Genomic DNA, 13,765 nt, shown 5'->3' with positions numbered 1-13,765 from the left:
TTTGTCGATGAATACAATCAATATAATTCGATGGAATGGTCAAGCGGAACATGGAACCCTGAAGGAAATTACTGAACCTGGACGTCCCCCGCACATGACTGACACGATTTCCCACACGAAAATTGCCGTTCGCCCGCGTTTCAGCGGCCTGTTGCCCGCAGCATTTGCCATTCTGCCCGGACTGGCGCTGTGCATGGGGATCGCGCTTGCGGCCATGGCCGTGCAGGGGCTGACCGGCCTCAAGGCGCTCAGCCCGCTTATGTTGGCCATGGTGTTTGGCATTGCGATCCGGAACAGCCTGGGGATGAACGTCCGGCTCGTTGATGGCGTCAAATTCTCGCTGCGCCGCATCCTGCGCTGCGCGATTGTGCTGCTTGGCTTTCAGCTTTCACTCGATCAGCTTGCCGCCATCGGGCTTACCGGGTTCGGGGCGGTTGCGGTGACGCTGATTGCGTCCTTTGTCGCAATCAAACTGGTGGGCCGGCTGCTTGGGGTCGACGACGGGCTGACGGCATTGATTGCGGTCGGGACCTCTGTTTGTGGGGCCTCTGCTGTTGTGGCCGCGAATACCGTTGTGCGCGGAACCGACGAAGATGCGGCCTATGCCATTGCCTGTGTAACCGTGTTCGGATCGCTTTCAATGGTGCTGTTTCCCCATCTGGCGCAATGGCTTGCGATGAGTGACGCACATTACGGGCTCTGGGTTGGGGCCTCGGTTCACGAGGTTGCCCAGGTGACCGGCGCCGCGTTTCAAAACGGGCAAGAGGCCGGCCAGCTCGGAACCGTGGCCAAACTCACACGGGTTGCCCTGTTGGCGCCGCTGATCCTGGTGCTTGGTGCGCTTGCTGCGCGCCACGGTGGCCAAGACGAAAAAGCCGCAGCACCCCTTCCCTGGTTTGTCTTTGGATTTATCGCCGTGGTTGTGATCAACACCTTTGCGCCCCTGCCCGCACCGATCCGTGAGGTGACGGTTTCCGGCACAACAATCATGCTCACAATCGCGTTGGCCGCTATGGGCCTGGAGACAGATTTCCGTAAACTGAAGGAAAAGGGCCTCCGCCCGCTTCTCCTCGGCGCGTTTGGCTGGCTGTTTATTTCGGTTCTGGCTTGGGTTCTTTTGATGTGATGGGAAATGAGTTGACCCATTTATTAAAGCGCATTTCTCAATTTTATTTGGCACTCCATTAATTAGAGTTGCGACCTCATCGAATTATTTACCGCACTTTAATTTCACAATTGGCGGCGAACCAAGCCCCAATTGGGGTCAAAATCATATCTAATCAATTCACTCAAACATTAAAAGAAATACGCGCGCATTATACGTGTGACTTTTACCTTATCACATACACTTAGCTTTAAATAGACCAACATGTCTTTCCAGGCACAGGTCAGATGTGGCGCCGCACGCCTCACCCCCATTTATAAATCAAAATTACTAATTACGCAGACCCGCTCAGGTGAACCGGCGGGGCACTTGCACGTCTTCCGGGCCAATCCCGGAACGCTACGCGACCTGTCGCGGGGCATGGCGACCCCGCCGTAACTGCCAGTTACGACCCCCCATACAGCAAAATTTTGATCTGTTAGCGCATAAAACGGCGCTAAGCGTCCATCTTTGGGGAAACAACAAGTGAAAATGTGATTCAAATCACAGGTTTCCGCACAAATCGCTTTGCCGAATACAATTTATAGTTGCCGGACAAACCATCAGAGATTGCTGCGCAATGACAGACGAGCGTCAAAAAGATCGGCATTTCCATATTTTTCCGCCTAATTTGTAACCATTTCATGAAAATGCACCTACCTTCCAATTCATTCCTCTGCGGCGCAGCGGGCTAATGTTTTAAAGTCTAATTGTCATACTTTGTATCTGAACAGGCCAATTACAGGCCACGTCAGGCATAAAGACTTTTACACTCTCTATTGCCACACCGACAAAGGAAACGAAAAATGGACAAGGCGGTTCTCGTCCCCACAGAAGGATTAAGTGCCCCGCTGGGGCTCACCTTGATGATAGGCACCGGCTTGGTGTTTCTCGCAATTGCGTATTTCATCAAGACATATCTTGTACGCAACACCAATGACTACATCATTGCCAACCGGCAGATCGGTTTGGGCTTCGGCATCGGCTCGGTCGTGTCGGTCTGGACCTGGGCGATGGCCGTGATGATGAGCTCTGCCATGACCTATCAATGGGGATTGTCGGGGCTGTTCTGGTTCGTCGTTCCCAACGGGTTGGCGGTGCTGGCGATGGTGCCCCTCGCCAAGACCCTCAAGAAGCGGATGCCAGAGGGCTTCACCATCTCGGAATTCATCTTCAAGCGGTTCTCGGAGTTGAAAATTGCCGCCGGCGTGGTCACGACAACCATGATCTTCGGCATCCTGCTGGAAATTCTCATCAACCTGAAAGGCACATCTGTCGTCATGTCGATCGTCTTTCCGATTGATTGGAAGGTCGCGACGCTTCTGACGGTGGCTGTTGTGCTGGGCTACTCCTACTTTGGGGGCCTCTGGACCAGCGTCATGACCGGCACGATCAACACCTGGATGATCACTGTGCCTTCGGCCATCGTGGTGGTCGCGGTGTTCGGCATGATCGACGGCGGTGCCGACAGCGTCTTTTCCGCCATCGAAGCCAACAATGCAGCCGATCTGTCAATCTTTGAGCCCGGTGCCGCAGCAGGGTTCGGGATCACGCTGGCCTTTGGTCTTTTGGCGGCCACGGTCGCGGACCAGACGTTCTGGCAAAAGGTCTGGGCGATCCGCCCGAACCAGGTCGGACGCACGTTCATGTGGTCCGGGCTGTTGTTCTACCCGATCCCGATCTGCCTTGGCATGCTGGGTCTGGTTGCGCTGGCCTATGGCGTCGTGCCCGAGGATTTCGGCGGCGACATCATCGCGGTCGGCCCCTACATCGTCAGCCACATCGGCCTGCCCATGGTCCTGATCATTGCCTATGTGTTGGCCATTCTGGCGGCATGTTACTCCACCGTTGATGGTGCCAGCTCGGCCTTGTCGTCGATCGTCGCGGTCGACATCATCCGCCGGTTCCGCCCGCAAACCACTGAAAAGGTGCTGTTCTACATCACCAAGCTGTCCATGCTGTCGGGCGGGCTCATTGCGGCGATGATCGTGTTGTCCGGGGTCGATTTCACCTCGCTGGTGTTGACGACCTATGCGCTCAAGACCTCGATCCTGTTGCCGCTGGTGCTGGCGATCCTGTGGAAACCGACCAACACCGTCGGATTTGTCGGCGGCATCGTTCTGGCCATCGCAATCGGCATGCCGCTGCGCTCTGTCTATGGCGAGCTTGTCGGAACCTTGTCCATCCTGGCGGTCAGCGGCGGTGTTGTCCTGCTTGCCGGTGTCCTGCTGGGACGCTCCGGCGAAGAGACCCCCGATATCGAGCTGAACCAAGCCTGAAAAATGTACCATCGGCCGCCCGCGACGGATCGGGCGGCCGCCCCACCCACATCACCCGAATGCCCAACAAGGAGCCCATTCCATGTCCAGCCTACTGATATTCTTCATTGTTTGCGGGATCGTCGCGACGGTCCTGTTTGTGGCCGGCTACACGCGCGGTGTGCGCGGCGCGCTCAAGACCTTTGATGACGACACAATCGACACCGAAACATCCGGCGACCTGAATGCAAAATGGTGGATGTTCGGCATTGCCGTTGTCGCCGCCAGCGTGGTCATCGCGCTGATCGGCGTCGCGCCGGTCTTTATCTACCTTGGGCCGCTTCTGGCCATCGGCAGTGCCGCCGCCAACGGCGTGGCATTTTTCCTCGACACCCCGATGCGCGAGGCCCAATGACACCCGCACCCCATCAAAACCCGGTCAGGCGCGGGACATCCGCGCCCGACACGGCACCCGGCACGGCACCGGACTCTGCGGCCCCGCAGATCGGGATATGGCTGCCGGTCTATGGCGGGTGGCTGCGCACGTTGGATATTTCGCCCACGGCCAGCATGGCCGCCTGTCTGCAAACCGCGCGGCTGGCGGACTCCTGTGACTACGACTTTCTTTATTGCTCTGAAAATCTGCTGAACCCGGTGCACGGCGCAAACGCCCCGGTCATTGACGCCTGGACCCTGCTGTCGGCCATCGCCGCCACCACGACCCGCATTGACCTGTGCGGCGCGGTCAAACCGGGGTTCCGATCCCCGCTACAGGTCGCGCGGATGGTCGATACCGTCTCGGCGCTGGCCAAACGACCCATTGCGCTCAGCATTGTCTGCGGCTGGTGGCAATCCGAATTTGAACGTGCCGGTGTGGACTGGCTTGACCATACTGGGCGTTACGACCGGGCCGAGGCCTTTTTGACCGCGCTTCACACCCTGTTCGACAGCGGCGCGTCCGGGCTTGACCCGGCGCACCGGCCCGAGGTCTGGATTGCGGGCCATTCGACCCGCGCCGTTCAAATGGCGGCTGAGGCCGGGGAATGTCTGTTCCTTAATGGCATGGATGACGCCGCCCTGGCGCATCAGATCGCAACCCTGCGCAAGACCGAGGCTGCCACCGGGCGCAAGGCGACCATCGCCATCAATGCCCATGTAATCGCCGAACCGACCAACAGCGCGGCACAGGCGCGGGTGGAGCGCCTGATCGCGCGCCGCGATACCCGGTCCATCGCAGAATTCCGCACCATCATGCAGCAATCCGGCGCGACAAGCTGGGCCAACCTCAGCGATGCCGAAATGGTCGATTCCAATGCCGGTTTCGCCGCCGGTCTGGTGGGCGATTACGCAACGCTACAGGCGCGGTTGCGCCAGCTTCGATCCCTGGGCGTGGATCGTGTGCTGTGCCAGTTCGACAACCCCGCCGCCGATATCCCTGTTTTCATGTCCCGGGTCGTCGACCCAATCCGCGACACATCGCCGGAACCCGTCGCCACCCTTCCCTGACCCTCTTCGATGCAACCCAACGGTCCGGCCCCCGCCGGGCCCCAACACTCCAAGAATGAAAGAGACTACCTTGTCCAAGAAAAAAGCTCACCTCCTCGGTTTCGTGCAACATGGTGTCAACAGCCACGCCACCGGCATGTGGCGCAACCCGACTGACAAGATCGGCTATCACTTCTCGCGCCCTGATTATTGGCAACAGATGGGCCGCACGATGGAGCGCGGCCTGTTTGACGCCATGTTCATTGCTGACGAACTGGCACCTTATAACACCTATGATGGCAGCTCTGATGCGACCATCAAATATGCGGTGCAATGCCCGACGCATGAACCTTCGACCATCGTGCCAATTGTTGCCGCTGCGACCAAGAATCTGGGCATTGGCGTGACCCTGTCGACCATGTTCACCCATCCCTATGCCATGTGCCGCCTGCTTTCGAGCCTCGACCACCTGTCTGCCGGGCGCGTCGCGTGGAACATCGTCAGCTCTTATTCCAAGAGCGAATGGGACGCCTACGGGCATGAGGACATGACCCCGCGCAACGAACGTTATGACCGGATGGACGAATACGTGAAGCTCTGCTGCGAGCTGTGGGATTCCTGGGAACCGGATGCGGTGATCGCGGACAAGGAAAGCGGGGTTTATGCCGACCCGGACAAGGTCAAGGTGATCGACCATGACGGCAAATACTTCAAATGCAAGGGCCGCCATTTCTGCTCGCCCTCACCGCAGGGCCGCCCGGTGTTCTGGCAGGCCGGCTCGTCACCGCGCGGTCGCGATTTTGCCGCTGAAACCGCCGAGGCCGTCTTTGCCGTGCATCCCAGCGTCGAGCGCATGCGCGAATATGCCGACGATCTTCAGGCACGCGCCCGCAAGTTCAACCGCCCCGACGGCAGCATGAAGCTGATCTATGGGGTCCAGACGGTTGTCGCCGCCACCCGCGAAGAGGCACAGGCGAAATATGAACGTATCGTGTCCTGCATCCCGCTGGAGGGCGCGCTGGCCTGGATGTCGGGGCACTTCGGGCTCGATTTTTCCAAAATGGATCTGGATGAAAACGTGCGGAATCTCGAGGTTCCGGGAATTCAGGGTCTGTTTAAATCGATCATCTACGCCAAGGATCCCAAGGGCGAACTGCCGGTCACCGTGCGCGAAGCCGCGCTGATCTATGCCCAGGGTATGGGCATGCCGGTGCTGGTCGGTACGGCGTCCGACATCGCCGACCAGATGGAAATCTACATGGACGAAGGCGGCGCCGACGGCTTCATGCTGGCCGCGACCTATACCCCGGGTTGTTTCGAAGAATTCGTGGATCACGTGGTGCCCGAACTGCAACGCCGCGGGCGCTATCGGACGTCCTATGCCGGGCCGACCCTGCGCGAAAACCTGTTACAGGACTAATGCCAATGGCCATTTCAATGACAAAACAGAAAATAGACACATTCCCCGCGGTCACCAAGGATCAGTTTCGCGCGGGCATGGCCCGTTTTGCCGGCGCGGTCAATGTCATCACCACCGATGGCAGCGCCGGGCGCGCGGGGTTCACGGCAACGGCGGTGTGCAGCGTCTGCGACACGCCGCCGACGCTTCTGGTCTGCGTCAACAACACCAGCTCGGTTGGTCAATCCTTTCGTGAAAACGGGCGGCTCTGCGTCAATACGCTGGGGCCGCGCCATGAAGATCTGGCCATGCTCTTTGGCGGCAAGACCCCAACAGAAGAACGGTTCGCCGCTGCGGATTGGTCGGTTGGCGTGACCGGCGCCCCGATGCTTGTGGATGCGCTGGTGGCCTTTGATTGCGATGTCGTCGACACCAAGGTCGTCGGCTCGCACAGCATCCTGCTTGGCGTGATCCGGCAAATTTCCATGTCAGAAGATGACAAGGCAAGCATCTATGCCGCCCGTCAATTCCATCAAATCGAGATCAACACATGCCTGTGACATCGCTTTTGCCAGACCGGTTCCCGTCGACCTATGTCGCCGGGCCGAATGCCACCCTGTTGCCGCATCTGAAATCCGGGAGGCTGGCCATTTTCCTTGATCCAGCCACGGATCAAGCCCTGATGTTCTGTGCGGCCCGCAACGTCAGTGCAAGCGCCATCAACGATATGGCCACGCACGCCAGAGGTCTTGTCAGCCTTGTGCTCAGCGCAGAGGCGATTGATCGTCTGGGCATTCCCATGCAGCCGGTGCGCCACCGAAATATCGGCTGGGGTCAGGCGGTTTCTATCGAGGCGCGGGACGGGATCACAACCGGCATTTCCGCAGCCGAGCGGGCCCACACAATCCGCACCGCGACTGCACCAAACGCAGGGCCGGACGACATCGTATCACCGGGGCATATCTTTCCGATTGCCATCGGGGCGGATGATGACACCGCGCGTTCGTCAAACAACGTGTTGTCGCATCTCGGGTCTGTCCTGCAACTTGTTCGGATTGCGGGCGGTGGCGGCGCTGTCATCTCGCAAATTCTGGGCGCAGGCGGCGAGGTCGCCACAGTCGAAGAAGCCATGGCCCTGGCCGCAAGAACCAATCTGCCAACGATCGACGAAATCGGCATGCGCAAATGCACCAAATTGCACTGTGTAACGCCGGCGCGCGACATCTGAACCCGGAATTACGGGTGATTGACGTCACATGTTCCCGCGCAGGGGGCTGACACGGCACGATGATCACAACGACACCAAAGGGCGCGGCCAATGATTGGCGCGCCCTTGATTGATGCCGCAATGCGACAATGACGGTGCTGGCGGGCTGGTTGCGAAAAGGTTCCGGCAATAGGCAAAATTAACACTAAAATCCCCGCAGGTTCTGTCGCAAGACGGGCCTGAGGTTAGACTTTATTTAGCGAATGTCCTGCATCCCTGCATGAGTATTTTGTCTGGGAGTAGTGAAATATGGTGAGTGAACACGACAATACATTTGTTGGTACGACCAACAACGATGCAATTACAGACGGGTTTTCGAACGGCGGTTCCAAGTCCCTGTCAGAAAAGCTGGCAGAGGTCGACAAGGTCAACGGCCATGCCGGTGACGACACGATCAGCACCGGGCACGGCAACGATCTGGCCGCCGGGGACATGGTCGGCAATGAATGGAACTATGTGAACGGGAAATGGGTCTATGACCCGGATGCGGTGGTTGTCAGCGACCTTGGCGACATCCGGTCGTTCAACGACCTGATCAAGACCGGGGCCGGCAATGATGTCCTGCTTGGGAACGGCGGTGATGACACCCTGCTTGCCGGGGCCGGAGATGACATTGTCAACGCAGGCCAGGGGAACGATCGCGCCTTTGGTGACGATGGTCACGACCTGCTGAACCTTGAACGCGGCGACGATTACGCCGAAGGGGGTCAGGGCAATGATACGGTTAACGCCGGAAGCGGCGATGACATCATTTTTGGAGATACAGCGGGCAACAACCTGCTTGGCGGCGCGCTCGACGGTCTGCAGACCATGTCGCAATTGGCCGAAAAGGGCGGATGGACCATGACCGACGACGTCGACGGCACGTCGGCGATCTCTCAGTCGGCGGGAACAGAGGCGGGTCAGGAATACACGATTTCCTTTGAGGTCGCGGCCAACCTTGCCGCTGGTCATACAACCGGCGAGATTGAGGTGCTGTGGAACGGCGAGGTCGTCGACACCGTTTCGGTCAACTCCGGCGTCTATCAAACCCACGAGGTCCAGGTGACCGGCACGGGCGAAAACGGTGAATTGACCTTCCGCACGGTCGACCCGGAGCCCGCGGAAAATCCGGGTGCGATCCTCACCTATGACAAGGAAATGATCATTGGCGGCGAACCAGTTGCGGTGGATGCCTTTGTTGCCGGTCAGGCCAAACTGTATCAGGTGATAGATGGCCAGCTAAAGGTTTTTGACACCGCCGCCAGCGAATATACCAATGTCGGCGACGATCCCGGATTCAAGATCAATTCCATCGGCTTCAATCAGGAAGACGACCTGATCTATGGCGTCGCCAAGAGCGGCGGCACGGATGCCTTGGGCAACGCGGTCAGCGCCAAGGATCTGGTGATGATCGATGCCTCCGGGTCGGTCTATCGCATCGGCGAGGCCGGAACCGGCAGCTATACCGGCGATTTCGACGACAGCGGCAACCTCTGGGCCTTCAACGCAAGCCTGAATGAGGTCAAGGTGATCGACGTCGACACCCTTGACGCCAATGGCAATCCGGTGGTCACCCATGTCGACCTGCCGGACGGCATGTTTCACGGCAACATGTGCGACATTTCCTATAACGCGGCCGATGGCATGTTTTATTCCGTGATGCCGCCGTCGACAAACGGCGGCGCGGGCAAGGTCTATCAGATCGACATCAGCGATGTTGCAAACGGCGGCGATCCGGTGGTGAATTCGGTCGAAATCACCGGCACGCTGTACGGCGACACGATGGAAAGCGGCATGGCCAAGGGCGCCTATGGCGCGGTTTTCCTCGATGGCGACGGCAATCTTTATTACGGGTTGAACCGTGGTGACCATGACCTTGATGCATCAACCGGAGCCCAAGGCGGCATTTTCAAGGTCAATGTGGATTGGCAAACTGGCCAGGCCTATACCGAATTCATGGCCGAAGCCGAGGCAACCGGATCAAACGACGGGGCGGTCGATCCCCGGTCGATGGATGCATTTTCAGAGGTCGATGCCAGTGCCGCGGTTCTGATCCGCAGCCCCGAACTTGCCGCGGATATCGGCGGCAACGACAAACTGCGGGGCGGCGACGGCGACGATAAGATGTTCGGCAATGCGGGCAACGATACGCTGCACGGTGGTTCCGGCGACGATGAAATGTCCGGCGACAGCGGCAATGACAACATGAGCGGCGGCACCGGCGACGACCAGATGTCCGGCGGCACCGGCAACGACAGCCTGATGGGGCAGGACGGTGATGACGCCCTGTCCGGCAACGCAGGCCGCGATTACCTGAATGCCGGCTCCGGCAATGACAATGTCGACGGCGGCGCGGGGAACGACAAGATTGTCGGCGGCAGCGGGTCTGACACGATCACCGGCGGCGAGGGCAATGACCACATGTGGGGCGGCAATTGGTGGAAAGACGGGTCGTCCGACACCTTTGTCGTCTCCGGGGGCAGTGGCAAGGACATGATCCACGATTTCGAGGTCGGCCATGATCAGATCGACCTGTCGGCCTATGGGCTGGAATATTCCGACCTGGAAACCGTGATGGTGGACAAGGGCTGGGCCACCGAGATCGACCTCAGCGGGCTGAGCGGCGGCAAAGAGGGTGACACGCTTCTGATCAAATCCGTCAAGGCTGACGACCTTGACGAAAGCAACTTCATCCTGTGACCACGCAAGCGGAGACGACACAAATGCAAGGAAACGACTTTCCCCTGGTCAGCCGTGTCGTTCCGCCATTGCTGTGCCTGAGCCTGATCAGCAATCTGGCAATTCTGATCAGCCCGTTGTTCATGATGCAGCTTCTGGATCGTGTGATCCCCAGCGGCAACATGGCAACCTTGCTTCTGATCGGCGGGCTTGCGCTCGCCGCTCTTGCACTACAGGCCCTGGTCGAAGCGGCCAGGGACCTGTCGCTTGCGCGGCTGTCGCGGTGGTGCGAGCAATTGGGCACTGCGCTGGTTCTGCGTCAGGACGGGAAATCGGACGGGCCGGACCAGCAACAACTTGTCGAACAAACCGCCGGGTTTTCCAAATTTCTGGGCAGCCCAAGCGCCGTGGCGGCGCTCAGCCTGCCATGGCTGCCGATTTTCCTGCTGGCGCTTTGGCTGTTGCATCCTGCCTTCCTGATCTTGTTGGCGGTTATGGCAACTGTCTTCATGGTCAGCACCTCTCTTGCACAGACGCTCAGCCAGCCTTCGGAAACTCAGGCCGCGGCCTGTGCCCGAATGGAAACCAAAACCCTGAGCCGCGCCGAACAGCTCCGCGCCAGCCTGGGCATGGCGATTGTCGCCCAGAACCTGCGGCATCGGTTTGCTGAAATTCAAAAGCTGCGGCACGCGCATCTGGACCGGGTCGAACTGACACGCACCTCGGGCAGAGCATTGACCGGCCTGGTGCGCAACTCTGGTCAGATTGCGGCGCTTGCGCTGGGGGCCTGGTTGGTGACGATGGAATTGATGAGCGCGGGCGGCATGATCGCCGGGTCGATCATCACCTCCAAGGCCTATATGTCGATAGAGCAAAGCCTGACGCATTTCCCCCGCATCCGATCCGCCCTTGCGGATTATTTTGCCCTGACAAAGATCGAGGCGGGCCAAAACGCAGCCCAGACCCAACCACAGACCCCTTCCGGCGCGTTGCGGGCAGAGGGTCTGATCGTCCCGAGGGGCGGCGGCGCACGCCCCCGGCTGGACCGTGTCAGCCTGGCATTGAAACCGGGGGAATGTCTGGCGATTGTCGGCAATTCTGGATCGGGGAAATCGACATTGTTGCGGGCGCTGGCGGGGATCGAACCGTCGCCAATCGGCTCCGTGTTTCTGGACGAAAGCGAAATTCGCGGCCTGAGCGCAGAAGCCCTGCACCAGATGGTGGGGTATCTTCCGCAATTGGGTCGCGTGACCCAAGGCACGATCGCGGAAAACATCAGCTACTTTGATGTCCATAGAGAATCCGACCGCATCATCGACGCGGCCAAGACCGCAGGCGTGCACGGCCTGATTTCCGCACTGCCGAACAGTTTCGAAACAGATCTAGAGGCCCAGCCGCATCTTCTGTCGGCGGGCCAGGCCCAGCGGGTCGCGCTTGCGCGGGCGATCTATACGACGCCGCGATACCTGTTTCTGGATGAACCCAACGCCCTGCTGGATGCCGACGGGGAACGGGCGCTTGGCCAGACGCTGCACCGCCTGAAACAACAGGGAACGACAATCGTGATGGTCGTGCACCGATCGGGCATCCTGCAACTGGCGGACAAGATCCTGCACCTCGACAACGGTCGCATGTCCGACTTTGGCAACCGGCGCGATGTGATGCATCGGCTGGGGATCGGCGGGCGTCAGATTGATATTCCGTTGCTGGCCACATCGGCCCCCGATGCGCGCGATTGGGTCGCGTCCCATTTCACCCGCGCAACGGATCAGGAATTTTCGCAAAAAGCACAGATCCTGTGCAGCGAGCTGTTGCAGATCGGCTGTGATCACACGCCACCGGACACGCTGCTCTATGCGAAATTTGCGTTCAGGTTCATGAACGACACCAGCTGCCAGATCGTCATGACCCAACCCGTCGCAACGGATTTGGACGAAAAGGTCAAGATCCTGACCGCGGCGCAGGATCGGGGGAAAACCGGCCTTTCTGCGGACATGGCGCGGATCACCAGGGTCATGGACATAAGTGACACGGTCGAGGTCGCCTGTGATGATGCGGCCACGCGGTTTCAGGTCGTCCTGTCGGTCGAGGGGTGCGAACAGACCCCGGCAATCGAAAGAAAAGTATCATGAGCCGCTCTTCAAATGCGCTCCCGTCTACGGTTCGTCGCCCGCTGGTCATTGCAACGCTGGGTGTCGGCGGGTTTCTGATCCTGTTTGTGATCTGGGCTGTGACCGCCCCGCTCGCCACCACGATTTCCCTGCATGGCACGATCGGCTCGTCCGAGCCGACATTGGCGCTACAGCATCCCTATGGCGGGTTGGTTGACGAAGTCTTGGTCGAGCATCACGCAACGGTCGAGGCCGGTCAATTGCTTGTCCGGCTCGACACCTCGCTTGAACAGGCAACCCACGCCACCCGCCTGTCTGAGCGCCGCCGTATTCAGGATGAGAATGCGGCCATTGACGAACTGCTCGCGCGACGCGAGGGCACACAGCCCCGCGTTGACAGGCCCAAAATGGCATCCCCCTTTGGACTTCGGAAACAACAGTTGGAGCTGAAGGCCCGCACCCAGCGGGAAACTGCCGCGATTTTGGGACGACAGATTGATACGTTGAACACCAAGGTCGCCTTGACCGAGGCCCAATTGGCCCTGATGGTCGCCCGATACGCGCGGCACACCGAATTGCGGCAAAAGGGGCTGCTTGCGCAGAACGAAAACGAGCGTTTGCAGGAACAGATCCTGATCGTCAAAGGCGAGATCGAAACCGACAAGGCCTCAATTCTCGAGCTGGAGAACAAGGCCGCCCAGACGTTGAAACAGATCGACGAAGAGGCGCTTGCCCTCGACTATGAACTTGCCGCCACCCGGCAACGCAATTTGACGCGGCTGGATAAGCTTGAGCGGGCCATTCTTGACGCGGGCGAAAGGATCAGACGATCCGAAGTGCGCGCTCCGATTTCGGGTGTGGTGTCCAGCATCCCGATCGAAGCCAAAGGCATGTTTGCCGCGCGCGGCGACACGCTTCTGACATTGTCGCGCCCGTTAAAAAACGCGCGGCTGTCGTTTGGGATACCGGTTGATTACATTGACCAGGTGCGCCCGGGCATGCAGGCCCGGTTGGTCATCTCCAGCCTGCCACAACGGAAAATGCCGCGCATTGATGTGCAGATCACCGCCATTTCACCACGGGCAAAATCCGACGACCAGGGAAACCCGGTAGAGTTCGAGGGCCTTGCCGTGGCGGCAGATCATTCGCTTGAAGATTTTGAAAAAAACTTTGGCATCGGCGCCCTGTCGGAAGACATGCCAATTGTCCTGATGGTTGCCGTGCGCGAAACCACCTTTGCCAATTACCTCGTCGCGCCGCTGGTGGATTCCTTTTCTCAGGCGCTACAGGACTGACGCCGACGCCCGGCGGGCGGGTTGTGTCGGTCATTCCACGCAGGCAGCTGCCCGATCCAAGCGGTCGCAACCGCCAATCCCGACAAAACAAATGGTTTTGGCGCTTCCGCGCACATGGCTATGTTGCAACGGTCTTGCCCTCTTT

10 protein-coding genes are annotated in these 13,765 nt (G+C 59.2%); all 10 read left to right on the top strand.

All coding sequences use genetic code 11. From position 1 onward, the window contains the following. The first annotated feature begins 94 nt into the window (after positions 1–94). The 10 genes from AC0L4F_RS14950 (at position 95) to AC0L4F_RS14905 (ending at position 13,620) form a co-directional block, all read left to right on the top strand. The gene (locus AC0L4F_RS14950) at positions 95–1,126 is read left to right on the top strand and encodes a YeiH family protein (RefSeq protein WP_244689610.1); all 1,032 of its coding nucleotides are present in this window, start codon (positions 95–97) and stop codon (positions 1,124–1,126) included. An 824-nt stretch (positions 1,127–1,950) separates the two neighbouring features. Further along, positions 1,951–3,423, top strand: coding sequence for a sodium:solute symporter family transporter (locus AC0L4F_RS14945; protein WP_244689608.1), 1,473 nt, complete (start codon positions 1,951–1,953; stop codon positions 3,421–3,423). A gap of 82 nt (positions 3,424–3,505) precedes the next feature. Further along, positions 3,506–3,817, top strand: coding sequence for a hypothetical protein (locus AC0L4F_RS14940; RefSeq protein ID WP_244689606.1), 312 nt, complete (start codon positions 3,506–3,508; stop codon positions 3,815–3,817). Continuing rightward, positions 3,814–4,908, top strand: coding sequence for an LLM class flavin-dependent oxidoreductase (locus AC0L4F_RS14935; RefSeq protein WP_244689604.1), 1,095 nt, complete (start codon positions 3,814–3,816; stop codon positions 4,906–4,908). Before AC0L4F_RS14940 ends, AC0L4F_RS14935 begins: the two co-directional genes overlap by 4 nt. Positions 4,909–4,978: 70 nt before the next feature. Further along, positions 4,979–6,307, top strand: a complete 1,329-nt coding sequence (locus AC0L4F_RS14930) for an LLM class flavin-dependent oxidoreductase (RefSeq protein WP_244689602.1) — start codon at positions 4,979–4,981, stop codon at positions 6,305–6,307. 17 nt (positions 6,308–6,324) lie between these two features. Beyond that, positions 6,325–6,846, top strand: coding sequence for a flavin reductase (locus tag AC0L4F_RS14925; protein WP_244689600.1), 522 nt, complete (start codon positions 6,325–6,327; stop codon positions 6,844–6,846). Continuing rightward, on the top strand, positions 6,837–7,514 hold the full coding sequence (locus tag AC0L4F_RS14920; RefSeq protein WP_244689597.1) for a 3,4-dihydroxy-2-butanone-4-phosphate synthase: 678 nt from the start codon (positions 6,837–6,839) through the stop codon (positions 7,512–7,514). Before AC0L4F_RS14925 ends, AC0L4F_RS14920 begins: the two co-directional genes overlap by 10 nt. Before the next feature lie 288 nt (positions 7,515–7,802). After that, positions 7,803–10,235 carry a calcium-binding protein gene (locus AC0L4F_RS14915; RefSeq protein WP_244689595.1) on the top strand — a complete coding sequence of 811 codons (2,433 nt, stop codon included), beginning with the start codon at positions 7,803–7,805 and terminating at the stop codon, positions 10,233–10,235. Between the two features lie 23 nt (positions 10,236–10,258). Further along, positions 10,259–12,346, top strand: a complete 2,088-nt coding sequence (locus AC0L4F_RS14910) for an ATP-binding cassette domain-containing protein (protein WP_244689592.1) — start codon at positions 10,259–10,261, stop codon at positions 12,344–12,346. Next, positions 12,343–13,620: a beta-barrel domain-containing protein gene (locus tag AC0L4F_RS14905; protein WP_244689590.1), complete on the top strand. Its 1,278-nt coding sequence runs from the start codon at positions 12,343–12,345 to the stop codon at positions 13,618–13,620. Before AC0L4F_RS14910 ends, AC0L4F_RS14905 begins: the two co-directional genes overlap by 4 nt. Positions 13,621–13,765: the final 145 nt, after the last annotated feature.

This window comes from Marinovum sp. J2-8 (assembly GCF_055808435.1).
The sequence above is the reverse complement of the archived record's forward strand: the minus strand, read 5'-3'. Positions and strand labels throughout refer to the sequence as shown.